General features: G+C 75.6%; 29 protein-coding genes. 11 read left to right on the top strand and 18 right to left on the bottom strand.

Features of this window, described 5'->3' with window-relative positions; translation table 11 throughout:
• Positions 1–15 precede the first annotated feature (15 nt).
• Complete coding sequence (locus BMZ33_RS12435) at positions 16–1,350, bottom strand: replication-associated recombination protein A (protein ID WP_091110645.1); 1,335 nt, start codon at positions 1,348–1,350, stop codon at positions 16–18.
• 35 nt (positions 1,351–1,385) lie between these two features.
• Between BMZ33_RS12435 and BMZ33_RS12430 the strand changes: the two genes are divergently transcribed.
• Positions 1,386–2,237 (top strand): aldo/keto reductase, encoded by an 852-nt coding sequence (locus tag BMZ33_RS12430; RefSeq protein ID WP_091110642.1) that lies wholly within the window; start codon positions 1,386–1,388, stop codon positions 2,235–2,237.
• A 168-nt stretch (positions 2,238–2,405) separates the two neighbouring features.
• Positions 2,406–3,275: a hypothetical protein gene (locus tag BMZ33_RS12425; protein WP_169064236.1), complete on the top strand. Its 870-nt coding sequence runs from the start codon at positions 2,406–2,408 to the stop codon at positions 3,273–3,275.
• 86 nt (positions 3,276–3,361) lie between these two features.
• Here BMZ33_RS12425 and aspS read toward each other — a convergent pair whose 3' ends face one another.
• Genes aspS through BMZ33_RS12405 form a run of 4 tightly spaced genes read right to left on the bottom strand, consistent with a single transcriptional unit; the run spans position 3,362 to position 8,115 of the window.
• The gene (gene aspS, locus BMZ33_RS12420) at positions 3,362–5,137 is read right to left on the bottom strand and encodes an aspartate--tRNA ligase (RefSeq protein WP_091110639.1); all 1,776 of its coding nucleotides are present in this window, start codon (positions 5,135–5,137) and stop codon (positions 3,362–3,364) included.
• A gap of 22 nt (positions 5,138–5,159) precedes the next feature.
• On the bottom strand, positions 5,160–6,170 hold the full coding sequence (locus tag BMZ33_RS12415; protein WP_091110637.1) for an aldo/keto reductase: 1,011 nt from the start codon (positions 6,168–6,170) through the stop codon (positions 5,160–5,162).
• A complete protein-coding gene (gene hisS, locus BMZ33_RS12410) occupies positions 6,170–7,432 on the bottom strand; it encodes a histidine--tRNA ligase (RefSeq protein WP_091110634.1) in 1,263 nt (420 codons plus the stop codon). Before hisS ends, BMZ33_RS12415 begins: the two co-directional genes overlap by 1 nt.
• The gene (locus BMZ33_RS12405) at positions 7,429–8,115 is read right to left on the bottom strand and encodes an MBL fold metallo-hydrolase (RefSeq protein ID WP_091110631.1); all 687 of its coding nucleotides are present in this window, start codon (positions 8,113–8,115) and stop codon (positions 7,429–7,431) included. Before BMZ33_RS12405 ends, hisS begins: the two co-directional genes overlap by 4 nt.
• A gap of 183 nt (positions 8,116–8,298) precedes the next feature.
• Between BMZ33_RS12405 and BMZ33_RS23290 the strand changes: the two genes are divergently transcribed.
• Genes BMZ33_RS23290 through BMZ33_RS12390 form a run of 3 tightly spaced genes read left to right on the top strand, consistent with a single transcriptional unit; the run spans position 8,299 to position 10,507 of the window.
• Positions 8,299–9,147, top strand: coding sequence for a peptidylprolyl isomerase (locus BMZ33_RS23290; RefSeq protein WP_169064235.1), 849 nt, complete (start codon positions 8,299–8,301; stop codon positions 9,145–9,147).
• Positions 9,144–9,866: a peptidylprolyl isomerase gene (locus BMZ33_RS12395; protein ID WP_091110629.1), complete on the top strand. Its 723-nt coding sequence runs from the start codon at positions 9,144–9,146 to the stop codon at positions 9,864–9,866. Before BMZ33_RS23290 ends, BMZ33_RS12395 begins: the two co-directional genes overlap by 4 nt.
• Positions 9,863–10,507 (top strand): class I SAM-dependent methyltransferase, encoded by a 645-nt coding sequence (locus tag BMZ33_RS12390; protein ID WP_091110627.1) that lies wholly within the window; start codon positions 9,863–9,865, stop codon positions 10,505–10,507. Before BMZ33_RS12395 ends, BMZ33_RS12390 begins: the two co-directional genes overlap by 4 nt.
• Positions 10,508–10,511: 4 nt before the next feature.
• On the opposite strand, the gene BMZ33_RS23285 is transcribed toward BMZ33_RS12390, so the two are convergent.
• Complete coding sequence (locus BMZ33_RS23285) at positions 10,512–10,988, bottom strand: hypothetical protein (RefSeq protein WP_091110624.1); 477 nt, start codon at positions 10,986–10,988, stop codon at positions 10,512–10,514.
• Positions 10,979–11,452: an RNA polymerase sigma factor gene (locus BMZ33_RS12380; protein ID WP_280139214.1), complete on the bottom strand. Its 474-nt coding sequence runs from the start codon at positions 11,450–11,452 to the stop codon at positions 10,979–10,981. The genes BMZ33_RS23285 and BMZ33_RS12380 overlap by 10 nt, the downstream gene beginning before the upstream one ends.
• A gap of 304 nt (positions 11,453–11,756) precedes the next feature.
• On the opposite strand from BMZ33_RS12380, the gene BMZ33_RS12375 reads away from it, so the two are divergent.
• The 6 genes from BMZ33_RS12375 (at position 11,757) to amaP (ending at position 14,652) form a co-directional block, all read left to right on the top strand.
• Positions 11,757–12,254, top strand: coding sequence for an Asp23/Gls24 family envelope stress response protein (locus tag BMZ33_RS12375; RefSeq protein WP_091110619.1), 498 nt, complete (start codon positions 11,757–11,759; stop codon positions 12,252–12,254).
• Positions 12,251–12,592 (top strand): hypothetical protein, encoded by a 342-nt coding sequence (locus BMZ33_RS12370; RefSeq protein WP_091110616.1) that lies wholly within the window; start codon positions 12,251–12,253, stop codon positions 12,590–12,592. The genes BMZ33_RS12375 and BMZ33_RS12370 overlap by 4 nt, the downstream gene beginning before the upstream one ends.
• A 279-nt stretch (positions 12,593–12,871) precedes the next feature.
• Complete coding sequence (locus BMZ33_RS12365) at positions 12,872–13,054, top strand: hypothetical protein (RefSeq protein ID WP_091110614.1); 183 nt, start codon at positions 12,872–12,874, stop codon at positions 13,052–13,054.
• The gene (locus tag BMZ33_RS12360; RefSeq protein ID WP_091110612.1) at positions 13,051–13,461 is read left to right on the top strand and encodes an Asp23/Gls24 family envelope stress response protein; all 411 of its coding nucleotides are present in this window, start codon (positions 13,051–13,053) and stop codon (positions 13,459–13,461) included. The genes BMZ33_RS12365 and BMZ33_RS12360 overlap by 4 nt, the downstream gene beginning before the upstream one ends.
• A 1-nt stretch (position 13,462) precedes the next feature.
• Entirely contained in the window at positions 13,463–13,999 is a 537-nt protein-coding gene (locus BMZ33_RS12355; protein ID WP_091110609.1) for a DUF6286 domain-containing protein, read from the top strand.
• On the top strand, positions 13,996–14,652 hold the full coding sequence (gene amaP, locus BMZ33_RS12350; protein WP_091110607.1) for an alkaline shock response membrane anchor protein AmaP: 657 nt from the start codon (positions 13,996–13,998) through the stop codon (positions 14,650–14,652). The genes BMZ33_RS12355 and amaP overlap by 4 nt, the downstream gene beginning before the upstream one ends.
• 21 nt (positions 14,653–14,673) lie before the next feature.
• On the opposite strand, the gene BMZ33_RS12345 is transcribed toward amaP, so the two are convergent.
• From BMZ33_RS12345 to pdxS, 11 genes are all read right to left on the bottom strand, one after another.
• Positions 14,674–17,022 (bottom strand): RelA/SpoT family protein, encoded by a 2,349-nt coding sequence (locus BMZ33_RS12345; protein WP_169064233.1) that lies wholly within the window; start codon positions 17,020–17,022, stop codon positions 14,674–14,676.
• A 174-nt stretch (positions 17,023–17,196) separates the two neighbouring features.
• On the bottom strand, positions 17,197–17,793 hold the full coding sequence (locus tag BMZ33_RS12340; protein WP_091110604.1) for an adenine phosphoribosyltransferase: 597 nt from the start codon (positions 17,791–17,793) through the stop codon (positions 17,197–17,199).
• The gene (gene secF / locus BMZ33_RS12335) at positions 17,790–19,190 is read right to left on the bottom strand and encodes a protein translocase subunit SecF (protein ID WP_091110601.1); all 1,401 of its coding nucleotides are present in this window, start codon (positions 19,188–19,190) and stop codon (positions 17,790–17,792) included. Before secF ends, BMZ33_RS12340 begins: the two co-directional genes overlap by 4 nt.
• The gene (gene secD / locus BMZ33_RS12330) at positions 19,187–20,863 is read right to left on the bottom strand and encodes a protein translocase subunit SecD (RefSeq protein ID WP_091110599.1); all 1,677 of its coding nucleotides are present in this window, start codon (positions 20,861–20,863) and stop codon (positions 19,187–19,189) included. The genes secF and secD overlap by 4 nt, the downstream gene beginning before the upstream one ends.
• Before the next feature lie 14 nt (positions 20,864–20,877).
• A complete protein-coding gene (yajC, locus tag BMZ33_RS12325) occupies positions 20,878–21,243 on the bottom strand; it encodes a preprotein translocase subunit YajC (RefSeq protein WP_091110596.1) in 366 nt (121 codons plus the stop codon).
• A 172-nt stretch (positions 21,244–21,415) separates the two neighbouring features.
• Positions 21,416–22,540, bottom strand: coding sequence for a Holliday junction branch migration DNA helicase RuvB (gene ruvB, locus BMZ33_RS12320; protein WP_091110593.1), 1,125 nt, complete (start codon positions 22,538–22,540; stop codon positions 21,416–21,418).
• Positions 22,537–23,178: a Holliday junction branch migration protein RuvA gene (gene ruvA, locus BMZ33_RS12315; protein ID WP_091110590.1), complete on the bottom strand. Its 642-nt coding sequence runs from the start codon at positions 23,176–23,178 to the stop codon at positions 22,537–22,539. Before ruvA ends, ruvB begins: the two co-directional genes overlap by 4 nt.
• On the bottom strand, positions 23,175–23,756 hold the full coding sequence (gene ruvC / locus BMZ33_RS12310) for a crossover junction endodeoxyribonuclease RuvC (protein WP_169064232.1): 582 nt from the start codon (positions 23,754–23,756) through the stop codon (positions 23,175–23,177). The genes ruvA and ruvC overlap by 4 nt, the downstream gene beginning before the upstream one ends.
• Positions 23,757–23,863: 107 nt before the next feature.
• Positions 23,864–24,616 carry a YebC/PmpR family DNA-binding transcriptional regulator gene (locus BMZ33_RS12305; protein ID WP_091110585.1) on the bottom strand — a complete coding sequence of 251 codons (753 nt, stop codon included), beginning with the start codon at positions 24,614–24,616 and terminating at the stop codon, positions 23,864–23,866.
• A complete protein-coding gene (gene pdxT / locus BMZ33_RS12300) occupies positions 24,613–25,302 on the bottom strand; it encodes a pyridoxal 5'-phosphate synthase glutaminase subunit PdxT (RefSeq protein WP_091110582.1) in 690 nt (229 codons plus the stop codon). The genes BMZ33_RS12305 and pdxT overlap by 4 nt, the downstream gene beginning before the upstream one ends.
• Entirely contained in the window at positions 25,299–26,210 is a 912-nt protein-coding gene (pdxS, locus tag BMZ33_RS12295) for a pyridoxal 5'-phosphate synthase lyase subunit PdxS (protein ID WP_091110580.1), read from the bottom strand. The genes pdxT and pdxS overlap by 4 nt, the downstream gene beginning before the upstream one ends.
• Between the last annotated feature and the right edge of the window lie 22 nt (positions 26,211–26,232).

Genomic DNA, 26,232 nt, shown 5'->3' with positions numbered 1-26,232 from the left:
CGCGGCCCCCCGCGGTCAGCGGGCGCGCCGGAGGATGGCCCGCAGCTTCGCCAGCCGCGCCCCGATCCCGGCCTCCGCGCCCCGGCCGGTGGGCCGGTAGTAGTCGCGCCCGACCAGCGCGTCGGGCGGGTACTGCTGCGCCACGATCCCCTCGGGCGCGTCGTGCGGGTAGACGTAGGTCCTGCCGTGGCCGAGCTTCTTCGCCCCGGCGTAGTGCGCGTCGCGCAGCGCCGGCGGCACCGCCCCGGCCAGGCCCGAGCGCACGTCGGCCACCGACTCGCCGATGGCCACGGTGACCGCGTTGGACTTCGGCGCGGTGGCCAGGTGGACGACGGCCTGCGCCAGCGGGAAGTGCCCCTCGGGCATGCCGATGAAGGCCACCGCCTCGGCCGCGGCGACCGCCGTCTGCAGCGCCGTCGGGTCGGCCATCCCGATGTCCTCGCTGGCCGCGATCACCAGCCGCCGTGCGATGAAGCGGGGGTCCTCCCCCGCCACGACCATCCGCGCCAGGTAGTGCAGCGCGGCGTCGACGTCGCTGCCGCGGATCGACTTGATGAGCGCGCTCGCGACGTCGTAGTGGGCGTCGCCCTGCCGGTCGTAGCGGACGGCGGCCTGCGCGACCGCCGTCTCCAGGGTGGCGAGGTCGATCTCGCCCGAGCCCGCCGCGCGGGCGGCGCCGGCACCGGACTCCAGCGCGGTCAGCGCCTTGCGGGCGTCGCCGCCGGCGACCCGGACCAGGTGCTCCTCGGCCTCGGCGGCGAGCGTCACCGCGCCGGCCAGGCCGCGCTCGCTGGTCAGCGCCCGGCGCAGCACGGCGCGCACGTCGTCGTCGGACAGCGGCTGCAGGGCCAGGACCAGGCTGCGGCTCAGGAGCGGGCCGACCACGGAGAAGAAGGGGTTCTCGGTGGTGGCCGCGACCAGGCTGACGATGCGGTCCTCGACGGCCGACAGCAGCGAGTCCTGCTGGGTCTTGGAGAACCGGTGCACCTCGTCGATGAACAGCACCGTGCGCCGGCCGGCGTAGGTGAGCTCCCGCTTGGCGCTGGAGATGACCGCGCGGACCTCCTTGACGCCCGCGTCGAGCGCCGACAGCTGCACGAACTGCCGCTTGGTGGCCAGCGAGATGACGTGCGCGAGCGTGGTCTTGCCCGTGCCGGGCGGGCCGTAGAGGACCAGCGACATCGGCTCGTCGGCCTCGACCAGGCGGCGCAGCGGCGCCCGGGGGCCGAGCAGGTGCGACTGGCCGACGACCTCGTCGAGCGAGTGCGGGCGCATCCGCACCGCCAGCGGCGCGCCCGGGTCGACGCCGTCGGTGCCGCCCTCGGCCGGCTCGTCGAACAGGGACGTCACGGGTAGCGACGCTACCTGCGGGGCACGACAGCCCCGTGCAGCAGCGACGCATCGGAGACCGCGCAGTCAGCGCCATCGGGCTCGGGGCGATGCCCCTGTCCACCAAGACCGACCGGCCGTCCCGCGAGGACGCCGTCGCCACCGTGCACGCCGCGCTCGACGCCGGCGTGACACTGGTCGACACCGCCGACGCCTACGCCGCCGACGAGTCGGAGTTCGGGCACAACGAGTCGCTCGTGGCCGAGGCGCTGGCCTCCTACGGCGCGACGGACGTGCTGGTGGCGACCAAGGGCGGGCACACGCGCCGGGGCAGCGACTGGCTGCTCGACGGGTCGCCGGCCTACCTGCGGCGGGCCTGCGAGGACTCGCTGCGGCGGCTGGGCGTGGACGCCATCGGCCTCTACCAGTTCCACCGGCCCGACCCGGACACGCCGTGGGAGGACTCGATGGGCGCGCTGCGGCAGCTCGCCGACGACGGCCTGGTGCAGATGGTCGGCATCTCCAACGCCGACGTCGCGCAGATCGACGTCGCCCGCTCGATCGTGGGCCCGGCGCTGGTGAGCGTGCAGAACCAGTTCTCGCCGGGCTGGCGGTTCTCGGCCGACGAGGTGGCCCACTGCGCGTCGCACGGGCTGGCGTTCCTGCCGTGGAGCCCGTTCGGCGGGGTGTCGGCGGCCGGGTCGCTGGACGCGACCGCGCCCGCCTTCGCGGAGGTGGCCGCCGAGGTGGGCGTCTCGGTGTACCGGGTCACGCTGGCCTGGCACCTGGCCCAGGCCGATGTCGTCGTCCCCATCCCCGGCGCCTCCCGCCCGGCGTCCATCCAGGACTCCGCCGCCGCGGCCGACCTCGAGCTCACCCCCGGGCAGCTGGCCCGCCTCGACGGCTGAGGAGGCGTCCGCGCGCGCCGAGCGGGCAGTTGCGGTCGCCGACACGGTCGGACGCGCCGGTTACAGCGGCAGCAACTGCCCACTCAGCGGGGATCCACAGGCGGGGACGCTGTCCACGGACGCCGGCGCCGCGACTCTCGCACCGGCGTGCGCCCGCAGGGTCGCCGCGTGGCCGACGACGAACTGGCACCCGTCCACACGAGGCAGCAGGCCCGGGACGACGGGTCGACCCGCGCGCAGCTCCGGGACGACGGGGTGCGGGTCAGCCGCGGCGCCTACGTCTCGCGGTCGGTCCCGCTGTCCCTGCACAACGCCTGTTCCGCCCTCCTGGCGGTCCTCCCCGCGGGCGTGGCCTCCTCGCACCGGACCGCCGCCGCGCTCCTGGGTGCGCCCGTCCCGCACGGCTGGCCGCACGAGGGGTGCCTGCCCCCAGGGTCCTACCGCCTGCGGCGGCGCCGGCTGCTGACGCACGTGCGCGACCTGGGACCGGAGGACCTGACCCGGCGCGGGAGCCTGCCGGTCACCGGTGGGGCGCAGACCTGGCTCGACCTGGCGGCCGTCCTCCCCCCGCCCGACCTGGTAGCGGTCGGCGACGCCCTCCTCCGGGCCGGGCACCTCGACCCCGAGAGGCTGGCCCGCCGGCTGGCGCGGGCGGACGGCGTCCGCGGCGTCGTCCGGGCGCGGGAGTGGGCGCCGCTGCTGACGACGGAGTCGATGTCCCGGCCGGAGAGCGTCGTCCGCTGCCTGCTGATCGCGGGCGGCCTCCCTCACCCTCCACCTCAGGTGGAGATCCACGACCGACGCGGTCGGGTCGTCGCGCACAGCGACCTGGGGTGGCCACGGTGGCGGGTCGCGGTCGAGTACGAGGGCCGGCAGCACGCCGAGCGCGACCGGTTCGGCCGGGACGTCGACCGCTACTCCCTCATGGCGGCCGACGGGTGGCTCGTCGTCCGCTACGCCGCCGTCCACCTGCGCCGGCCGGAGGTCGTCGTCGACCGCGCGGCTCGGGCGCTGCGCAGCCGCGGCGCCACTTGGTGAGCACGAGTGAGCAGTCGTCGTCACCGACACTCGACGACGCGCCGCGGCTGGCGACCACGACTGCTCAGTCGACGGGAGGAACCCCCTCAGCGGGTCGGGTCGGAGGGGCCGGGGGTGCCAGGCTCTCCGGGCAGCGGGGGCTCCTCGGCCACCGCGTCGATGCCGGCCTCCTTGCGCTGCGCGTCGGTGATCGGCGTCGGCGCCCCGGTCAGCGGGTCGTAGCCGGCCCCGGTCTTGGGGAAGGCGATGACCTCGCGGATCGAGTCGACCCCGGCCAGCAGCGCGGTCAGCCGGTCCCAGCCCAGCGCGGCGCCGGCGTGCGGGGGCGGGCCGTAGGCGAAGGCCTCGAGGAAGAAGCCGAACCGCTCGCGGGCCTCCTCGCGCGACATGCCGAGCGTCTCGAACACCCGCTCCTGCAGCTCGGGGTCGGCGATCCGGACCGAGCCGCTGGCCAGCTCGTTGCCGTTGACCACCAGGTCGTAGGCGTCCGACAGCGCGCCGGCCCTGTCGTCGGCGAAGCGGTCGCGCCACTCCGGCGTGGGCGAGGTGAACGGGTGGTGCATGAACGTCCAGTCGCCGTCCTCGGTCTCCTCGAACATCGGGAAGTCGACGACGAACAGGAACGACCACGACCCCGGCGCGATGAGCTCCAGCCGACGGGCGATCTCGTTGCGGGCGGCGCCGAGCAGCTCCTGCGACGAGCGGCGCGGCCCGGCGGCGAAGAACACGCAGTCACCGGGCGCGGCGCCCACGGCCTCGACCAGCCCGGCCCGCTCGGCGTCGGAGACGTTCTTGGCCACCGGCCCGCCGAGGGTGCCGTCCTCGGCGACGGTCACGTAGGCCAGGCCGCGGTAGCCGCGCGAGCGGGCCCAGTCCTGCCAGGCGTCGAACGCCCGCCGCGGCTGCGAGCCGCCGCCGGGCATGACGACGGCGCCGACGTAGGGCGCCTGGAACACCCGGAACGGCGTGTCCGCGAAGAACTCCGTCAGCTCGGTCAGCTCGATGCCGAAGCGCAGGTCGGGCTTGTCCGACCCGAAGCGGTCCATCGCCTCGCGGTAGGTCATCCGCGGGATCTCGGGCACCTCGTGGGCGGCCAGCTCCGACCACAGCGCGCGGACGACGTCCTCCACGATCGCGAGGACGTCGTCGCGCTCGACGAAGCTCATCTCGAAGTCGAGCTGGGTGAACTCCGGCTGCCGGTCGGCGCGGAAGTCCTCGTCCCGGAAGCAGCGGGCGATCTGGTAGTAGCGCTCCAGGCCGCCGATCATCAGCAGCTGCTTGAACAGCTGCGGCGACTGCGGCAGCGCGTACCACTTGCCCGGCTGCAGCCGCACCGGCACGAGGAAGTCGCGCGCGCCCTCGGGCGTGGAGCGGGTGAGGTCGGGGGTCTCGACCTCGGTGAAGCCGTGGCGCGCCATGACCCCGCGGGCGATCCGGTTGACCTCGCTGCGCAGCCGCAGGATCCGAGCCGGGCCCTGCCGGCGCAGGTCGAGGTAGCGGTACTTGTAGCGCACGTCGTCGCTGGCGGCCTGGTCGGTCTCGATGGGGAACGGCAGCGGCGCCGCCGGCGAGAGCACCCGCAGCTCGGTGGCGGCCACCTCGATGTCGCCGGTGGGCAGCTCCGGGTTCTCGTTGCCCGCCGGCCGCTGCCGCACCTCCCCGGTCACCAGCACGCAGAACTCGTTGCGGAGGGCGTGCGCCTCCTCCTCGCGGACGACGACCTGGACGTAGCCCGAGGCGTCGCGCAGGTCGACGAAGACGACGCCGCCGTGGTCGCGCCGGCGGGCCACCCAGCCGGCGAGGGTGACGGGGGAACCGGCGTCGGACGCGCGCAGCGTGCCGGCGTCGTGGGTGCGGAGCACTAGAGGGCCTTTCGGGAAGAAGTCACCAGCGGTCGTGCACGTGGGCGCGGATGCGCTCGTCGTAGAGCCGCTCGAGGTCGGCGAGCTCGCCGTCGGTCAGCGGCGGGAGGTCGGCGGCCGCGACGTTGCCGCGGACCTGGTCGACCCGGCTGGCACCCGGGATGACCGACGTGACGCCGGGCTGCTGGACCACCCACCGCAGGGCGACCGCCGCCGGCGACCGGTCCCCCGCGATCCCGACGAACTCGCGGGCCGCGGCGACGCCGACGTCGTAGGGCACGCCGGCGAAGGTCTCGCCGACGTCGAAGGCCTCGCCGTGGCGGTTGAAGTTCCGGTGGTCGTCGGCGCCGAAGGTCGTCGACTCGGTGAAGCGGCCCGAGAGCAGGCCGCTGGCCAGCGGGACCCGCGCCAGGACGCCGACGCCGCGCTCGGCCGCCGCGGGCAGCAGCTCCTCCAGCGGCTTGCGGCGGAACACGTTGAGGATCACCTGGATCGACTGCACGCCGGGGTGCTCGAGCGCGGTGAGCCCCTCGGCGACGGTCTCCACCGAGACGCCGTAGGCCGCGATCGCCTGCTCCTCGACGAGGGCGTCCAGCGCGTCGTACACCCGCTGGTCGGAGTAGACGGCGGTCGGCGGGCAGTGCAGCTGCACCAGGTCGAGGGTCTCGACGCCGAGGTTGCGCCGCGAGCGGTCGATCCAGGCCCGCAGGTTCTCGGGGGTGTACTGCGCGGCCTCGAACGGGTCGGCGCGGCGGCCGGCCTTGGTGGCCACGAACGGCCGCTCGATCGCCCGGCCCTGCCCCCCGACCCCGCCCGAGCGGGCGGCGAGCGCCTTGCGGATCCGCTCCTCGCTGCGCCCGTCGCCGTAGACGTCGGCGGTGTCGAGCAGCGTGACGCCCGCGTCGAGGGCGGCGTCGAGCACGTCGGCCGCCGTCTGCTCGTCGACGTCGCCCCAGTCGCCGCCCAGCTGCCAGGTGCCCAGGCCGACGACGGAGACCTCCGCGCCGGTCCGTCCGAGGGGTCGGGTCTCCATCACTCAGTCACCACGTCTCTCAGCGCCTGGAACAGCTCACCCACGGGGACGGCGCGCTGCTCCCCCGTGCGCAGGTCCTTGAGCTGGCCGACGCCGTCGGCCAGGTCCCGCTCGCCGACGACCACCGCGTGCGTCGCACCCGAGCGGTCGGCGGCCTTCATCGCGCCCTTGAGCCGCAGGTCGCCGTACACGGTGTCGGCCGACACGCCGGCCGCGCGCAGCTGCCCGACCAGCCGCACCGCCAGCCGCTTGGCCTCCGCCCCCAGCGGGACGACGAAGGCCTGCACCCCGGCGGCCGAGGCGACGTCGAGCCCCTCGGCCTGCACCGCCAGCAGCGTCCGGTCGACCCCGACGGCGTACCCGATGCCGGACACGTCGGGCCCGCCGAGGGCCGCGGACAGCCCGTCGTAGCGGCCGCCGCCGCCGATGGCCGACTGCGCGCCGAGCCCGGAGTGCACGAACTCGAAGGTGGTCTTCGTGTAGTAGTCCAGCCCGCGCACCAGCCGCGGCGCCTCGGTCCAGGTCACGCCGAGGTCGGTGAGGTGCTGGCGGACGGCGTCGTAGTGCGCCCTGGTCGAGTCCGAGAGGTGGTCGGCCATCAGCGGCGCGTCGCCGAGCTGGGCCTGCACCTCGGGGCGCTTGTCGTCGAGCACCCGCAGCGGGTTGATCTCCGCCCGCCGGCGGGTCTCCTCGTCCAGGTCGAGCTTGTCCAGGTGGGCGACCAGCAGCTCGCGGTACTGCGGGCGACAGGTCGAGTCGCCCAGCGAGGTGAGCAGCAGCTCGAAGTCGGTGAGCCCGAGGTCCCGGAACCCCTGCACGCCCAGGGCCACGACCTCGGCGTCCAGCGCGGGGTCGTCGACGCCGAGGGCCTCCATGTCGACCTGGGTGAAGTGCCGGTAGCGCCCCGCCTGCGGCCGCTCGTAGCGGAACGCCGAGCCCACGGTCCACAGCTTCACCGGGAGCGCGCCGGTGTGCAGCCGGTGCTCGATGAAGGCGCGCACCAGCCCGGCGGTGAGCTCGGGGCGCAGCGTCAGCGACCGGCCGCCGCGGTCGTCGAAGGTGTACATCTCCTTGGTCACGACGTCGGTGGACTCCCCCACGCCGCGCGAGAAGACCTCGGTGTGCTCGAACACCGGCGTCTCGACGTAGCCGTAGCCGGCCCGCCGCAGCGGCGCGGTGAGGGTGTCGCGGACGGCGAGGAAGCGCGCCGACTCCGGCGGCAGGACGTCGAAGGCCCCCTTGGGCGCGGTCAGGCCGCTCACAGCCCGCGGCCCTTCGGTGCCGCCGCGCCGGCCTCGGCCAGGTAGGGGTTGGTCGCCCGCTCGCGGCCGATGGTGGTGGCCGGCCCGTGGCCGGGCAGCACGACCGTCGCGTCGTCCAGCGGGAGCACCACGTCGCGCAGCGAGGCGAGCATCGCCTCCCAGGACCCGCCGGGCAGGTCCACCCGGCCCACCGATCCGGCGAAGAGCACGTCGCCGGCGAGCAGCCCGGGGGCCTCCCCCAGGTCGAGGGAGAACACGACCGAGCCCTGCGTGTGCCCGGGCGCGTGCCGCACGGTCAGCTCCACGCCGGCCAGCGACAGGACGGCGCCGTCGTCGAGCGGGCGCACCTCCGACGGGTCGGGCAGCGCCACCCCGCCGATCAGCGGGGCGAGCGCCGGCCCGTGCCAGCGCACCGGGTCGGCGAGCATCCCGGAGTCGTCCGGGTGCAGGTAGGCCGGGATGCCGTAGCCCTCGCACACCGGCAGCACGGAGAAGGTGTGGTCGAGGTGGCCGTGGGTGAGCACCACCGCCACCGGCTTGAGACCGTCCTCGTCCAGCACACGGGCGAGCGGCTCGACGGCGTCCATGCCCGGGTCGACCACGACGCACTCCGAGCGCGGCCCCGGGGCGACGGCGTAGCAGTTGGTGCCGAAGGCGCCGGCCGGGAACGAGCGGATGAGCACCCGTGCAGGTTACGCGGGTGATCTCGCGCCGCTCGCGGTCCGGCGACCAGGCCGGCTCAGGGAGCGCACCTACACTCGCGGCCGAGCAGCGGGGCACCGCGCGGCGCGGCCCGGGACCGGGCAGCGGCGCCGCAGGGACCCAGGCCCCGCCGAGCAGCCGCCCGTCCGAGGAGTGCCCGTCCCGTGCCGACCAACAAGCAGCGCCGCGTCGCCGCGCAGCGCCGTCTGCAGCGCCAGCTCGAGCGCCGCGCCGAGCTCGCCCGCAGGCGCCGCCGCAACCTGCTCGTCGTGGTGACCGTCGCCGCCGTCGCCCTGGTGGCCGGGGCGGTGGCCCTGGTCGCGGGCCTGGGCGGGGACGACGACCCCGGCGCCGAGGCCGCCACGAGCAGCAGCAGCGCCGCCGCGGAGGCCACCGCCGCCCCGGCCACCACCAACGCCGACGGCACGGTCGCCTGCACGTACGCCCCCGACACCTCGGGCAACACCGACCTGGTCGACGCCGGCACCCCGCCCGATCCGGCCGCCACGCCGGCCACCGGCACCGTCGCGCTGCTGATGAGCACCTCCCAGGGCGAGATCCCGCTGACCCTGGACCGGGCGAAGGCCCCGTGCGCGGCCGCCAGCTTCGTCCACCTGGCCCAGCAGCAGTTCTTCGACGGCAGCCCCTGCCACCGCGAGGTGAACGCGGAGAGCTTCGGCGTGCTGCAGTGCGGCGACCCGACCGGCACCGGCCAGGGCGGCCCGACGTACAAGTTCGCCGAGGAGGTCACGCCGGAGACGACCTACCCGCGCGGCACGATCGCCATGGCCAACAGCGGCACCCCGGGCTCCACCGGCAGCCAGTTCTTCCTCGTGTTCACCGACTCGCAGCTGCCGCCGGACTACACGGTGGTGGGCACGGTCGACGAGGCCGGCCTGGCCGTGCTCGACACGATCGCCGCGGCGGGCAACGACGGCTCGTTCGAACCCAGCCCCGGCGGTGGCGCCCCGAACCTGCCGGTGACCATCGACTCGATGACCGTCGTCGCGTGAGGCGCCTGCGCGCGGCCGGGCTGGCCGCCGCGCTGCTGTCGCTGGCGGCCTGCGGCGGCACGGTCCCCGGTGCCACCGCACCTGCCGAGGACGGCGTCGAGGTCCCCTCCGGCGGAGGCGGGGGCGGCACGACGGCGTCGACGGCGACCTGCGACTGGGTGGCCGCGCGCTCGGGCAACCCCTACGCCGTCGAGGTGCCCACACCCGCGGACGAGGTGCCCGCCGAGGGCACCGCGGCGCTGCGGGTGAGCACCAGCCTCGGCGAGCTCACGCTCACCCTCGACCGCGCCGGCGCCCCGTGCGCGGCGGCGAGCATGCTGCACCTGGCCGAGGAGGGCTTCTTCGACGACTCGGCCTGCCACCGCGAGGTCGACAGCGAGGGCCTGCAGGTGCTGCAGTGCGGCGACCCCACCGGCACCGGCGCGGGCGGGCCCACCTACGCCTTCCCCACCGACGTCGACGGTGACGAGACCTATCCCCGGGGGACGGTGGCGATGGCCAACAGCGGGCAGGGCCTCGACGGCAGCCAGTTCTTCCTCGTGTGGGGCGACAGCCTGCTGCCGCCGGACTACACCGTCGTCGGCACGGTCGACGACGCCGGGCTGGCGGTGCTCGACCAGGTCGCGGCCAACGGCAACGACGGCTCGCTGGACCCCAGCCCCGGCGGCGGCGCGCCGACCGTCCCGGTGACCCTCACGTCGGTGGCCCCGGTCCCGTGAGCGACCCCGACCGCTACGCCGGCTTCCCCGCGGGCTTCTTCGACCGCGACGACGAGTCCCCGGACACGCTCTTCTACGGCCCGCCGCGGCTGGTCACCCACATCGACGACGCCGCGATCGCCGCGGTCGGCGGGCTCTACGCCGAGCTCGGCATCGACGGTGCCGCGCCGGTCCCCCGCCGGGTGCTCGACCTCATGTCCTCGTGGGTCTCGCACTTCCGCACCCCGCCGGCCGAGCTGGTGGTGCTGGGCATGAACGCCGAGGAGCTCGCCGCCAACCCGGCGGCCACCGAGCGGCTGGTGCACGACCTCAACGCCGACCCCCGGCTACCACTGCCCGACGACGACGTCGACGCCGCCGTCTGCTGCGTGTCGATCGACTACCTGGCCCGCCCGATCGAGGTGCTGGCCGAGGTCGGCCGGGTGCTGCGTCCCGGCGGCCCGCTGGCGGTCACCTTCAGCAACCGCTGCTTCCCGACCAAGGCCGTCCGCGGCTGGCTGTACACCGACGACGAGCAGCACGGGGCGATCGTCGCCGAGCTCGTGCGCCGGACCGGCCGGTTCACCGAGCCCGAGGTCTCGCTGCGCACCCGGCCGGGCGCCGGCGACCCGCTGTACGCGGTGGTGGCCCGGGCCCGCTGAGACGTCAGGTCACGTCCTCGACCTCGACGTCGACCGCGGCCACCGGCAGCCCGAGGGTCGCCCCGGCCACCGCCGCGACGCGGGCGCGCACCCGGTCCGCCAGCCCGGGCAGGGGGACCCCGGCGCGCGCGGTCACCGCGACCGACACGCGCAGCACCCCTCCCGCCGCGTCGACCCGGCACCGGCCGACCCGGACGTCGCCCGCCGACTCGGCCGCCGCCCGCACCACCCGCAGCACCGCCGCCTCGGCCACCGCCACCCGGGCCCCGGGGGCGGCGGAGAGCACCACGGGCGTGCCGGGTGGCCGCGGGTCGGCGCGGACGGCGTCCATCACCCGCCGCAGCAGCGCCGGCGGGGGCACCAGCGCGGCGTCCTCGCGGCGGGCGGCCGCGGTGGCGGCGGCCAGCAGGTCGAGAACCGGGCCGTCGTCGTCCCGCTCGTCGTCCGGCAGGTCGTCCCGCTCGCCCGGGGTCAGCGCCACGCGGTCATCGCCTCCGCCAGGTCGGCCCGGGCCCGCGCCAGGCGCCCGCGCACCGCCACCGGGGAGGTGCCGAGCGCCTCGGCGATCTCGGCGTAGGAGCGCTCGTGCAGCTCTCGGAGCACCCAGACCGCACGCTGCTCCGGCGTCAGTCCGCGCAGCGCCGCGGCCAGGGCGTGCACGCCGGCGGCGGCCTCGACCACGCGCTGGGGCTGCTCGCCGGGGCGCAGGTCGGGCAGCTGCTCGAGCGCGTCGTCGGGCAGCGTGCGGCGGTCGCGCAGCCGGTTGAGGCTGCGGTTGGTGGCGGCCCGGTAGAGCCAGCCGCCGACCGCGGCGTCGTCGCGCAGCTCCGGCAGCCGGCGCCAGGCGGTCACGAGCACGTCCTGCACCACGTCCTCGGCCTCCTGCCGGTCGTCGAGCACGCGCACCGCCAGCCGGTACAGCGGCGCCTGGTAGCGCCGCACCAGCGCCTCGAAGGCGCCGGCGTCACCGGCGCGCGCCCGGGCGGCCAGCTCGCCGTCCGGGACGGGGTGCTCCCCCCACCCCGGCGCCGCGGCGCTCAGTCCTCCCCCTCGTGCACCGGGCCACTGTGACAGCGCCTCGAGGCGACGGCAGCCCGGTGGCCGGCCGGTGACCCTGCGTACGGGCGCGACCGGGTGCCGTGCGTCACAGGGAGGAATCCGTGTCGACCGCGTGACGACCCGGGAAGGAGTGGGTCCTACCGGATGTCACGACACCCGATCCCGCACAACGGGTCACAGGAGGAACGACATGAGCGCCCCCACCAGCACGTCCACCACCGCGTCCACCAGCAGCACCGCGGTCGCCACCAAGCAGGACGCCGGCACCTCGAGCGGCACCCAGCTGGCCACCTCGCAGGGCCGGACCACGATCGCCGACACCGTCGTCTCCAAGATCGCCGGCATGGCCGCCCGTGAGGTCAACGGCGTCTACCGCCTCGGCGGCGGCGTGGCCCGCGCCTTCGGCGCCATCCGCGAGCGCATCCCCGGCTCGGGCGGCCCGAATGTCTCGCAGGGTGTCTCGGTCGAGGTCGGCGAGACCCAGGCCGCCGTCGACATCGACATCGTCGCCGAGTACGGCGTCCCGATCGCCGACCTGGCCACCGGGATCCGCCGCAACGTCATCACCAGCCTGGAGCGGATGACCGGTCTGGAGGTCGTCGAGGTCAACATCAGCGTCAACGACGTCCACCTGCCCACCGACGACGACGCCGAGCAGCAGCCGCAGCAGCCCAGCCGCGTCGCGTGACGTCCCCCGGCACCGTCGTCGACGGCGTCCTCGTCGACGGCATCGACGTCGACCTGCTGGCCGCCGCGGTGGCCGCCTGCCCCGCGGTGGCCCGGCTGACCGCCGGCCCCGCGGGGGCGGGCGTCTACCTGCCCGGCCGCCGGGTGGCCGGTCTCGCCGTCCGCCCGCAACCGGGCGGCGGCCCGGCCCGGGTGGCGGTGCACGTCGTCGCGCGGGCCGGGGTGCCGGTCCAGGAGGTCGCCGGGCAGGTGCGGACGGCGGTCGCCCCCGTCGCACCCGGCTCGCCGGTCGACGTCGCCGTCGAGGACGTCGAGGACGTCGAGGACGTTCAGGCGTGAGCCCGCCCGGCGGCCCCGTCCCGGACGACGCCCGCGCCCGCCGACGCGCGGAGCGGGCGTGGATCCGCACCCACCACCCCGACGTCGGCGGCGACTCCGCGGCCTTCGCCGCGGGACTGGCGGCGCTGCGGGCCGGCCGGCTGCCGGGGACCGACGCGCCACCCCGGCCGCGGGTCACCGTCGTCCGCAGCCGCGGGCCGCGCGCCTGGCTGCGCCGGCTGCTCGCCCCGCGGCGCCCGCCGCGGACCCGACCCCTCCGCCGACCCCCAGGAGATCCCCATGCGCCCCAGCCTCGTCGGCCTCATGGTCGGCCTCGTCCTCGGTCTCGCCGGTGCCTTCGGCGGGTTCGACGCCTTCCTGCTCGTCGCCGTCCTCGGCGCCGTCGGCTTCCTCGTCGGCCAGGTCGTCGAGGGCCGCATCGACCTGTCATCCTACCTCAGCGGCAGCGGAGGACGGCGGTGACCGCGCCGGCGGGCGCGTCCGCGTCGGGCACCGTGGCCGACGCGCCGCGCGGTGAGCTCGACGGCCGCGGCCGGCTGGTCGTGGCCGACCGGGTCGTGGAGAAGATCGCCGCGCAGGCCGCCGCCGAGGTGGACCGGGCCACCGGCTCGCCGCGCCGGCTCCTGGGCGTCGCGGTCGGCTCCGCGGAGGACCGCCCCCAGGTCGACGCCCGCGTCGACTGGCCGGTCGCGACCGTGTCGGTGGTGATGTCGGTCGCCTGGCCCACGCCGGTGCTCGAGGTGACCGAGCAGGTGCGCCGCCACGTCACCGAGCGGCTGGCCGACCTGGCCGGCGTGCGCACCGCGGGCGTCGACATCCGGGTCACGTCGCTGCCCGGCCCGCGCTCCCGCGACCGGCGGGTGAGCTGACGTGCGCACGGTCGACCGCGTCCTCGCCGTCCTGCTCGCCGTCGCGGGGCTGCTGCTCGGCGTCCTCGTCGTCGTCGAGGTCGTCGCCGCCGCCCTGGACCGCGGTCCGGTCGCCCTCCCCTACGGCCCGGCGGCCTCCTGGCTGCGCGAGACGCCGTGGTCGGCGGCCGCCGCGGTCGCCGTCGCCGTCGGGCTGCTCGTGCTCGGCCTCCTGCTGCTGGTCGCCGAGCTCACGCCCCGCCGCCGCACCGACCTCGTGCTCACCGGCACCGACCCCGCGGTGACCACCACGCTGTCCACCCGCAGCCTGGGCCACGTCCTCGAGGCCGCCGCCACCGCCACCCCGGGTGTCGAGCGGGCACGGGCCCGCGCCCGGGCCCGCCGCGCGCGGCTGTCGGTGCACGTGCCGCTGCGCGACGCCGGCGAGGCGGCGCGCGTGGGGCGCGAGGCGCAGGCCAACGCGACCGCGGCGCTCGAGGAGCTGCACCTGCGCCGGACGCCGCGGCTGCGCGTCCGCACCCGACAGGAGGCCCGATGACCACCACCGAGGACCGCCCGGCGCCCGCCCCTGCCCCCGGCGGGACGTCCGGTCCGGCCGCGCTGCTCCCGCGCACCCGCGCCCGCGGCGTCGTCCGCGCCAACCGGGTCGTGCTGGCCCTGCTCGGGCTGCTGCTGGCCGCCGCCGGTGCCGCCGCGCTCGCCGTCGTCCTGGGGCTGTTCGGCTCCCGGCTGCCCGACCGGCCGGTGCTCGACACCCCCGTGGGCGACTTCGTCGACGCCAGCCCGTGGTTCTGGCCGGTCATCGGCGTGGCCGGGGCCCTGCTGGCGCTGCTGTGCCTGTGGTGGCTGCTGGCCCAGGCCCGCTCCGACCGCGTGGCCCGGCTGCCGCTGGCCCGCGACCCGAAGCGCGGTGACACCGAGCTCGACGCCGCCGCGCTCACCGGTGCGGTCGAGGACGAGGTGGAGGGCTACCGCGGCGTCACCCGCGCCCGCGCCGGCCTGTCGGGGGCCGGTACCGCGCCGCTGCTGACCCTCACGGTGACCCTCGACGGGCGGGTCGACGCCGGGGAGCTGCACACCCGCGTCGTCGACAGCGCGATCGCGCACGCGCGGCAGGCCCTCGGCCGGCCGGACCTGCCCGCCCGGGTGGAGCTGGTGCTCCCCCGCCGCACCCGCCGCGACGTCCGCTGAGGGAGGACCGCCGGCCGACGGCTATGCCGTGACGCGCTCGACGTCGAACACGCCCTCGACGTTGCGCACCGTCTGCAGCACCGCGCCGAGGTGGGCCGGGTCGGCCAGCTCGAAGGTGAACCGGCTGACCGCCACCCGGTCGCGGCTGGTCTGCACCGACGCCGACAGGATGTTGACCCGCTCGTCGGCCAGCGCCTTGGTGACGTCGGAGAGCAGGCGGTGCCGGTCGAGCGCCTCCACCTGGATCGACACCAGGAAGACCGAGCCCGGCTGGCTGACCCACTCGACCTCCACCAGCCGCTCGGGCTTGCGCTGGAGGTCGCCGGCGTTGGTGCAGTCGGTGCGGTGCACGCTCACCCCGCCGCCGCGGGTGACGAAGCCGAGGATCTCGTCGCCGGGCACCGGGGTGCAGCACTTGGCGAGCTTGGCCCACACGTCGCTCATCCCGTGCACGACGACGCCAGGGTCGCCGCTGGCGGGGCGCCGGTGCACGGCCCGGCGGGTGGGGATCGCGGTCTCGGCGATGTCCTCGACCGCACCCTCGGCGCCGCCGAGCGCGGTCATCAGCTTCTCCACCACCGAGGCGGCGGAGATCTGGTTCTCCCCCACCGCGGCGTAGAGCGCGGTGACGTCGGCGTGGCGCAGGTCCTTGGCCAGGGTGACCAGCGCGTCGCCGCCGAGCAGCCGCTGGAGCGGCAGCCCCGACTTGCGCATGGCCCGGGTCAGGGCCTGCTTGCCGGCTTCCACCGCGTCGTCGCGGCGCTCCTTGGTGAACCACTGCCGGATCTTGGTGCGCGCCCGGGACGACCCGACGAAGCCCAGCCAGTCCTTCGACGGGCCGGCCGTGGGCGAGCGCGAGGTGAACACCTCGACGACGTCGCCGTTGGACAGCGTGCTGTCCAGGCTGACCAGCGCCCCGTTGACCCGGGCGCCGATGCAGCGGTGGCCCACCTCGGTGTGCACCGCGTAGGCGAAGTCGACCGGCGTGGACTCCCCGGGCAGGCTGATGACGTCGCCCTTGGGCGTGAAGACGAAGACCTCCTGCGGACCGAGGTCGTAGCGCAGGGTCTCGAGGAACTCGCCGGGCTCCTGGGCCTCGCGCTGCCAGTCCAGCAGCTGGCGCAGCCACAGCATGTCGTCGGGCGAGCCGACCTTGGCCGCACCCATCTCACCGGCGCTGGGGCGGCCCCCCGCCCGCGCCTTCTCCTTATACTTCCAGTGCGCGGCGATGCCGTACTCGGCGGTGCGGTGCATGTCGTGCGTGCGGATCTGCAGCTCGACCGGCTTGCCCTGCGGGCCGATCACCGTCGTGTGCAGCGACTGGTACATGTTGAACTTCGGCATCGCGACGAAGTCCTTGAAGCGCCCGGGTACCGGCTGCCAGTGGGCGTGCATGATGCCCAGCGCCGCGTAGCAGTCGCGCACGGTGTCGACCAGGATGCGGATGCCGACCAGGTCCCAGATGTCGGTGAAGTCCCGGCCGCGGACGATCATCTTCTGGTAGATCGAGTAGTAGTGCTTGGGCCGGCCGGTGACGACGGCCTCAATGCCGGCCGCCTTGAGCTGGTCGGTGACCGCCGCGGTGACCTCGGCGAGGTAGGTGTCGCGGGAGGGCGCCCGCTCGGCGACCAGCCGGACGATCTCGTCGTAGCGCTTCGGGTAGAGCGTGGCGAAGGCGAGGTCCTCGAGCTCCCACTTGATGGTGTTCATGCCCAGGCGGTGGGCCAGCGGGGCGAGGATCTCCAGCGTCTCGCGCGCCTTCTTCTCCTGCTTCTCCGGCGGGAGGAAGCGCAGCGTGCGCATGTTGTGCAGCCGGTCGGCGAGCTTGATGACCAGCACCCGCGGGTCGCGGGCCATCGCGACGATCATCTTGCGGATCGTCTCGGCCTGGGCGGCGTCGCCCAGCTTCACCTTGTCGATCTTGGTTACGCCGTCGACGAGGTGGGCCACCTCGGGGCCGAAGTCGGCGCTGATCGCCTCCAGCGTCGCGCCGGTGTCCTCGACGGTGTCGTGCAGCAGGGCGGCCACCAGCGTGGTGGTGTCCATCCCGAGCCCCGCGAGGATGGTCGCCACGGCCAGGGGGTGGGTGATGTAGGGGTCGCCGCTCTTGCGCTTCTGGGTGGCGTGCGCGGCCTCGGCGACGTCGTAGGCCCGCTGCAGCAGGCCCAGGTCGGCCTTGGGGTGGCTCTGGCGGTGCAGCGCGGCCAGCGGCTCGAGCACCGGGCGGACCAGCCCGGCGCGCTGCCCGGCGACGATCCGCCGGGCCAGCCGGTCGCGCACCCGGCGCGGGCGTGGTGCGCTGGTCTCGCCCTCGGCCGGCGGCTCGCTGCCGACGTCGTCGGGACGGCGGACGAGGGGGCGGCTCGGCAACGGTGCCCGCTGGTCCGGCGACGTGCCGGCCGGCCCCTCGGGTCGCGCGGCAGCCACTCCGGTGGCGGGCGCGTCGGGGGACACGGCGGCTCCTGCGCGGCTGAGGAGGTACGGCTCCTCCATGCTAGCCGTGACCAGCCCCTCCGCGGCCCGACCGGGCGGGAGAGCTCCCCCTCAGGTGGTCCAGAGCGAGTGGACGGCGTGCGGGGCCAGCCGCGCGCGCCCGCCCAGCTCGGTCAGCTCGATGACCACCGACACCGCGGTCACCACCGCGCCGAGCTCCTCGACCAGCGCCAGCGCCGCGCCCAGCGTGCCGCCGGTGGCCAGGACGTCGTCGACGAGCAGCACCCGCTGGCCGGCCCGCAGCGAGTCGGTGTGCATCTCGATGCTCGCGGTGCCGTACTCGAGGCTGTAGTCGGCGCTGACCCGCTCCCGCGGCAGCTTGCCGGCCTTGCGGACGGGGACGACGCCGACGCCGGCGTGCAGCGCCACCGCGGCGGCCAGCAGGAACCCGCGGGCCTCGACACCGACGACGACGTCGAACCCCGGGTCGTGCGCCGCACCGTCGTCGGCGTGCGCCACCGCGGCCGCGCGCGGGTCGGCCTGCTGCGGCGCGGCCAGGCCCTCGACCATCCGCCGGAACGCCGCGCCGTCGGCGAACACCGGCGTCAGGTCGCGGAAGAGCACCCCCGGCGTCGGGAAGTCGGGGACGTCGACGGCGAGCGTCGCGATGAGCTCCTCGAGCGGCAGCTCGGCCTCCGGTGCGCTCACCGGCGTCTCTTGGCGCCGGGGCGGCCGCCGGGGCGCTGGGGACGCTGCCCCGGTCGCGGCGCGGCGGTGGCGCCCCGCGGTCCGGGGGTGCGGGCCGGCTCGGGCGTCACCGAGGACGGCGACTCGACGACGACGTCGGCCTGCGCCGGGCCCAGCGCGTCGGGGTCGCGCTCGGCGAGCGCCACCCCGCCGCGGGCCGGGCCGCGGGTGCGGCGGGCGCTGGCGACGGTGCCGGCGGGAGCGCGGGTCCCCTGGCGGGCGGCCGACGACCGGCGGGCGAGCACGCGGCGGCGCAGCGCCTGCACCTCGGGCTCGCGCTCCTTGAGGTCGGCGACGATCGGCGTGGCCAGGAAGATCGACGAGTACGCACCTGCGGCGAGGCCGACGAAGAGCACCAGCGCGAGGTCCTTGAGCGTGCCCACGCCGAGCAGGCCGGCGCCGACGAACAGCAGCCCGGCCACCGGCAGCAGCGCGATGACCGAGGTGTTGATCGAGCGCATGAGCGTCTGGTTGACCGCCAGGTTGGCCGCCTCGCCCCAGGTCATGCGGGCGCTGGAGGACAGGCCGCGGGTGTTCTCGTCGACCTTGTCGAAGACCACGACGGTGTCGTAGAGCGAGAAGCCGAGGATGGTGAGCAGGCCGATGACGGTGGAGGGAGAGACCTCGAAGCCGATCAGGGAGTAGACGCCGGCGGTGACCACCAGGTCGTGCAGCAGCGCGAGGATGGCGCCGATCGCCATCTTGGGCTGGAACCGGATCGCCAGGAACGCGATGACCGCGACGAGGAAGACCGCCAGCGCCAGCAGCGCCTGGTCGGTGATGTCCTGTCCCCACTCCGCGCTCACCGACTCGGGGCTGACCTCGTCGGGGGTGACGCCGACGGTGCCTGCGACGGCCTCCACCACGGCCCGCTCGCCGGCGTTGTCCAGGGCACCGGTGCGCAGCAGGATCTCGCTGCCGCCCACCACCTGGGCCGAGGCGACGTCGGCGCCGGCCTCGGTGGCCGCCTCGCGGACCTCCTCGAGCTCGGCGCTGGTCCCCGGCAGCCGGAAGCTGTTGCCACCGGCGAAGTCGATGCCGAAGTTGAAGCCGCGGAACACCATCGAGGCGATGCAGACGAGCACGACGACCGCGGTGATCTTGTAGATCAGCCGGCTGCGGCCGACGACGTCGAGGCCTGCCTCGCCGTTGTAGAGCCGGTTGACCAGCGACGCGCGCCGCTGCGGACGGCGCACCCCGCCCCCGTCGCCGCCCTCGGCGGGCAGGCCCGCCCCGGCGAGCGCGGCGTCGTCGGCGGCCGCGGCGGCGTCGTCGGTCGCCGATCCCGCCGCCTCGCCCGCGCGGGCCTCCTCGGCGTCGGTGCCCACGGGCACCTCGGTGTCCTGCTCGCGGCTCATGCCTGGCTCCTGTCCTGCGTGCGGCGGGCGCCGGACCCGGCGCCGACCAGCTCCCGCTCGGCGGCGGGCGCCGAGGCGGCGGCTCGGCTCGACCGGTCGACCCGGCCGAGGCCGGAGAACCGGCTCTGGCCGAACGCCCGGTAGCGGGCCAGCACGGCCATCAGCGGGTGGGTGAAGAGGAAGACGACGATCAGGTCGAGCACCGTGGACAGACCCAGGGTGAAGGCGAAGCCCTTCACGTCGCCGATGGCCAGCCAGTAGAGGATCGCCGCGGCCAGGAAGCTGACCGCGTCGGCCGACAGGATCGTGCGGCGGGCGCGCACCCAGGCGCGCGGCACCGCCGAGCGCAGCGTGCGGCCCTCGCGCACCTCGTCCTTGAGCCGTTCGAAGTAGACGACGAAGGAGTCGGCGGTGATGCCGATCGAGACGATGAACCCGGCGATGCCGGCGAGGCTGAGCGTGAAGCCGATCTCGCGGCCCAGCAGCACCAGGCTGGCGTAGACGACCACCGCCGACAGGAACAGGCTGGCGATCATCACCAGGCCCAGCAGCCGGTAGTAAACCAGCGCGTAGACGAACACCAGCACGATGCCGATCGCGCCGGCGATCAGGCCGGCCCGCAGCTGCTCGGAGCCCAGCTCGGTGGAGATCGACTGGGCGGTCGCCTGGGTGAAGGTCAGCGGCAGCGCGCCGTAGCGCAGCTGGTTGGCCAGCTCCTCGGCGCTCTGCTGGTCGAACGAGCCGGTGATCGTGGTCTGGCCGTTGATGGCGCCCTGGATGGTGGGCGCGGAGACGACCCGGCCGTCGAGGGTGAAGGCCACGTTGCTGCCGACGTTGGTGGCGGTGTACTCCGCCCAGGTGGCCCGGCCCTCGCTCTTGAAGTCGAGGAGCACGACCCACTCGCCGGTGGTCTGCTGGGTGCCGGCGCTGGCGTCGGCGATGTCGGTGCCCTCGAGGATGGCCGGGCCGAGCAGGTACTTCTGCGTGCCGTCCTCGCTGCAGGCCGCGACGTGGTCGGCCGACCGGTCGACGCTTCCGCTGACCTCCTCGGGCGAGCAGGTCAGCGTCGCGAACCGGGCGGCCGCCTCCTCCTGGGTCACCGCGGGCGCGTCGGGGGCGGGGATGGAGGGGTCCTCCACCGCGCCGTCGGCGGTGGTGGCCTCCGCGCTGCCGGTCGCGGCGGCGTCGGTCGGCGGGGCGCTGTCGCTCGGTGCGGCGCCGTCGGTCGGGGTCGCGGCGTCGCTCGGCGTGGCGGCGTCCGACGGCTCCGCGCCGTCGGTGGTCTCGGCCGGGGCGGCCGGCTCGGGGCCGGCCAGCACCGGGCGGAAGCGCAGCTGCGCCGTCTGGCCGAGCTCGCGCGCCTGCTCGCCGTCGTCACCGGGCACCGAGATGACGATGTTCGACTCGCCCTCGGTGACCACCTCGGCCTCGGCCACGCCGAGGCCGTTGACCCGCTGCTCGATGATCTGGCGGGCCAGCTCGAGGTCCTCGGGGTCGGGCGCCTGCCCGTCGGGGGTGCGGGCCGAGAGCGTGACGGTGGTGCCGCCGCGCAGGTCCAGGCCCAGCTGGGGGGTCCGGTCGGTGCCGGTGAGGAAGATCAGGCCGTACATCACGGCCACGATGAGGACCAGCGCGGCGAAGTAGCGGCGCGCGGGCAGGGCGCGGTTGGCCACGGGTGGGACTCCGCTCAGAGGGTCTTGCCGGTGGGGCCGTCCCCGGGGCGGTCGTCCCGGGACGGCGCGTCGTCGACGACCGGGTCGACGACGGTCTCGCCGGTGGCCACCGGGCCGGCGAGGTCACCGGCGGGCTGGCGCACCTGCAGGACCGCCTGCCGGGCGTAGGTCACCACGACGCCCGGGGCGATCTCGACCTGGATGGTGGCCGGGTCGGCGAGGCCGGCCACGGTGCCGTGGACGCCGCCGGCCATGGTGACCGGGACGCCGACGGCCAGCGCCGACTGCGTCTGCTGCTGCTGGCGCTTGCGCGCCCGGTTGGGCAGGACGATCAGCGCCACGAAGGCCAGCACGAGCAGGAGCAGGGGGAACAGTTCCACGACGGTGGTGCCTCTCTACCGCGCTCGCGTGCACGCGGTCGGTGCGGCCCGGGTCGGGACCGCTCGGGTACGTCGGTCACGGCGCGCACGGCGACCGGCCGCCGATCCGCAGGTCGCGCGGCCGGGACCGGTCGACCCGCGGGGGTCGAGTTGCGCGCCAGCGCCGACGAGTCTAGGCGTCGAACAACGGTTCCGACGACGAACCCGGGTCACGCGGGACTGCTGTGACACCTCCGAGGGGGATCCCGCCGCGCGGCACCGGCCGGCCGAGGTGCCGCCAGGCCGCCTCGGTCGCCACCCGCCCGCGCGGCGTGCGCGCCAGCAGCCCGGCCCGCACCAGGAAGGGCTCGCACACCTCCTCGACGGTGTGCGACTCCTCCCCCACGGCGACCGCGAGCGTGCTCACGCCCACCGGGCCGCCGGAGAAGCGGCCCACGAGCGCCTCGAGCACCGCCCGGTCGAGCCGGTCGAGGCCGAGGTCGTCGACGTCGTAGAGGGCGAGCGCGGCCCGGGCGACGGCACGGGTCACCCGCCCGTCGGCCTCCACCTCGGCGTAGTCGCGCACGCGGCGCAGCAGCCGGTTGGCGATGCGGGGCGTACCGCGGGAGCGGCCGGCGATCTCGGCCGAGCCGTCGTCGGTCAGCTCGACGCCGAGCAGGTCGGCGCTGCGGGCGAGGACGCGCTGCAGCTCGGCCGGCTCGTAGAACTCCATCTGGCCGACGAAGCCGAACCGGTCGCGCAGCGGCCCGGTCAGCAGGCCGGCCCGGGTGGTCGCGCCGACGAGGGTGAACGGGTTGATCTCCAGCGGGATGGCGGTGGCGCCCGGGCCCTTGCCGACGACGACGTCGACCCGGAAGTCCTCCATCGCCATGTACAGCAGTTCCTCGGCCGGCCGGGCGATGCGGTGGATCTCGTCGATGAACAGCACGTCGCCGGGGCCGAGGTTGGACAGCATCGCCGCGAGGTCGCCGGAGCGCTCGATCGCCGGGCCGCTGGTGATCTTCACCGAGGTGCCGAGCTCGGAGCCGATGATGAGCGCGAGGCTGGTCTTGCCCAGCCCGGGCGGGCCCGACAGCAGCACGTGGTCCGGCGGCCGGCCCCGGCGCTTGGCGCCCTCGAGCACGAGCGCGAGCTGGCGGGCCACCTTGGGCTGGCCGATGAAGTCGTGCAGCGAGTGCGGCCGCAGCGCCGACTCGACCACCCGCTCCTCGTCGCCGGCCTGCGGGGAGACGCCGAGGTCGCGGCCCAGCCCGGACTCGACCTCGCCGGTCAGCGACCGGTCGAACGGCGCGCTCATGCCCGGCCCAGCAGCTGCAGCGCCTGCCGCAGCAGCGCGGCGACGTCGACCCGGCCGGTGGCGGCCTGCTGCTCGTCGGCCACCGGGGCCAGGGCGGTCAGCGCGGTGTCGGCCTCGCGGCTGCTCCAGCCCAGCCCGACCAGCGCCGAGGCGAGCTGGTCGCGCCAGGGCGCCACCGGGGTGAGCGGCGCGGCGCCGGCCGGCAGCGGCGGACCGTCGAGCTGGGTGTCCGTGGTGGTGGTGCCCAGGCGGTCGCGGAGCTCCAGGATCAGCCGCTCGGCGCCCTTCCTGCCGATGCCGGGCACCTGCATCAGCGCCTTGACGTCGGCCATCGACACCGCGCGCCGCACCTCTCGCGGCGGGTGGATGGCCAGCACCGCCTGGGCCAGCCGCGGCCCGACGCCGTTGGCTGTCTGCAGCAGCTCGAACAGCTGGCGCTCGTCGTCGTCGGCGAAGCCGTAGAGGGTGAGGGAGTCCTCCCGGACGACCAGGCTGGTGGCCAGCCGGGCCTGCTCCCCCACGGTCAGCCGCGCGATGGTGCCCGGGGTGCACTGCACCGCCAGGCCCACGCCGCCGACCTCGACCACCGCGCCGTCGGGCGACACCGCGGCCACCCGGCCGTTCACCGACGCGATCACCGCGACACCCCCTGCCAGCGCGGCAGCGTCCGCTGCACCACCGGCGCGCCGATGCCGCCGGCGATCGCGGCCGAGCGCAGCCGCTGCTGGGCGGGGCCGCGCCACACGTGGCAGACGGCGAGGGCCAGCGCGTCGGCGGCGTCGGCCGGCTTGGGGGCGGCCGCGAGGCCCAGCACCCGGGTGACCATGAGGGTGACCTGCTCCTTGTCCGCGCGGCCGTTGCCGGAGATGGCCGCCTTGACCTCGCTGGGGGTGTGCCAGGCGACCGGCCGGTCGGCCTGCGCGGCGGCCAGCGCCGCCACCCCGGCCGCCTGGGCGGTGCCGGTGGCGGTGCCCTTGTTGTTCTGGGTGAACACCCGCTCGATGGCCACCACGTCGGGCCGGTGCTCGCGCAGCAGCGCCGTCACCTGCGTGTGCAGCTCCAGCAGCCGCAGCTCCAGGTCGAGGTCGGCGGAGCTGCGGATCACGCCCACGCCGACGGCGGCCGGGCGCGCGCCGGGGCGGCCGTCGACCACGCCCCAGCCGCACCGGGTCAGCCCCGGGTCGATCCCGAGCACCCGCATGGCGCTGCTCCCCACCGACGTCTCCCCCTGGCCGAACTGGTGTTCGACCGAGGCTAACCGCCGGGACCGACGCGGGGAACGGCGACACGCCCCCGCGTGGTGCCGTGCTGGAGGCGGCCCGCCTAGCTCACGCTCTCGAGGACCTCGTCGGAGACGTCGTAGTTGGCGTAGACGTTCTGCACGTCGTCGCAGTCCTCGAGGGCGTCGATGAGGCGGAACACCTTGCCGGCGCCCTCCTCGTCGAGCTCCACGGTGACGCTGGGCACGAACCCCGCCTCGGCCGAGTCGTAGTCGATGCCGGCGTCCTGCAGCGCGGTCCGGACGGCCACCAGGTCGGTGGGCTCGCAGACGACCTCGAAGGTGTCGCCGAGGTCGCGGACCTCCTCCGCGCCGGCGTCGAGGACGGCCACGAGCACGGTGTCCTCGTCCACCCCGTCGGCCGCGGGCACGACGACGACGCCCTTGCGCGTGAACAGGTAGGACACCGAGCCCGGGTCGGCCATGGTGCCGCCGTTGCGGGTCATCGCGGTGCGCACCTCGGAGGCCGACCGGTTGCGGTTGTCGGTGAGGCACTCGACGAGCACCGCGACGCCGCCGGAGGCGTAGCCCTCGTAGGTGATGCTCTGGTACTCGACCCCGCCGGCCTCGGCGCCCGAGCCGCGCTTGACCGCGCGGTCGATGTTGTCGTTGGGGACCGAGGACTTCTTGGCCTTCTGGATGGCGTCGTAGAGCGTCGGGTTGCCGGCCGGGTCACCGCCGCCGGTGCGCGCCGCGACCTCGATGTTCTTGATCAGCTTGGCGAACAGCTTGCCGCGCTTGGCGTCGATGGCGGCCTTCTTGTGCTTCGTGGTCGCCCACTTGGAATGGCCGCTCACTGCTCTCCTCCGGGGTCGGGGGCGCCGGCACCGGCGCCACTGGGGACGGCCACCGCCCGGCCGACCGCGGCCGCCTGCCGCACGACGTCCACGAACAGCGCGTGGACCCGGGTGTCCCCGGTCAGCTCCGGGTGGAAGCTGGTGGCCACGACGTCGCCCTGGCGCACCGCGACGATCCTACCGTCGGCCGGTCCGCCGACGACCCGCCCGAGGACCTCGACGTCCGGCCCGGCCTCCTCCACCCACGGCGCGCGGATGAACACCGCCGACAGCGGGCCGCCCGGCACGCCGGCCAGCTCGATCCGCGACTCGAAGGACTCCGCCTGCCGCCCGAAGGCGTTGCGCCGCACCGTGACGTCGAGGGCGCCGAGGGTCGGCTGACCGGGCGGGGCGTCGAGCAGCCGCTCGGCCAGCAGCACCAGGCCCGCGCAGGTGCCGTAGGCCGGCAGCCCGCCGCGGACGGCCTCGCGCAGCGGCCCGAGCAGCCCGGTGCGGACGGCGAGCTTGGTCATCGTCGTCGACTCGCCGCCCGGCAGCACCAGCCCGTCGACGCCGGCCAGCTCCTCCGGGCGCCGCACCGGCACCGCCTCGGCGCCCAGCGCGGTCAGGACGGCGAGGTGCTCGCGGACGTCACCCTGCAGCGCCAGGACCCCGATGCGGACGGGGTCCGGGGCCGGGGCGCTCACCAGCCGCGGGTGGCGAAGCGCTGCGAGTCGGGCAGCGTGTCCACGTTGATGCCGACCATCGGCTCGCCCAGCCCGCGGGACACCTTGGTGACCACGTCCGGGTCGTCGAAGAACGTGGTGGCCTGCACGATCGCCGCGGCCCGCTGGGCGGGGTCGCCGGACTTGAAGATGCCCGAGCCGACGAACACGCCCTCGGCGCCCAGCTGCATCATCATCGCCGCGTCGGCGGGGGTGGCGATGCCGCCGGCGGTGAACAGCACGACCGGCAGCTTCCCGGCGCGGGCGACCTCGACCACCAGGTCGTGCGGCGCGCGCAGCTCCTTGGCCGCGACGAACAGCTCGGTCTCGTCGAGGGTGGCCAGCCGCCGGATGCCGGCGCGCAGCGCGCGCACGTGCCGGGTGGCCTCGACGACGTTGCCGGTGCCGGCCTCGCCCTTGCTGCGGATCATCGCCGCGCCCTCGGCGATCCGGCGCAGCGCCTCGCCCAGGTCGGTGGCGCCGCAGACGAACGGGACGGTGAACGCGTGCTTGTCGATGTGGTGGGCCTCGTCGGCCGGGGTGAGCACCTCGGACTCGTCGACGTAGTCCACGCCGAGGGCCTGCAGCACCTGGGCCTCGACGAAGTGGCCGATGCGGGCCTTGGCCATCACCGGGACGGAGACCGCGTCGATGATCCCCTGCACCATGTCCGGGTCGCTCATCCGCGCGATGCCGCCCTGGGCGCGGATGTCGGCGGGCACCCGCTCCAGCGCCATGACCGCGACCGCGCCGGCGTCCTCGGCGATGCGGGCCTGCTCGGGGGTGACGACGTCCATGATGACGCCGCCCTTGAGCTGCTCGGCCAGGCCGCGCTTGACGCGGTCGGTGCCCGTGGTGGGCGTGGCGGGGACGTCGGCGTGCGGGGACACGGGCTGCTCCAGGTCGAGGGGG

The sequence above is a fragment of the Geodermatophilus dictyosporus genome (genome assembly GCF_900115505.1).
Classification (GTDB): Bacteria; Actinomycetota; Actinomycetes; order Mycobacteriales; family Geodermatophilaceae; genus Geodermatophilus; species Geodermatophilus dictyosporus.
Note: the sequence above shows the minus strand (reverse complement) of the source record. Positions and strands in the feature narration are given on the sequence as shown.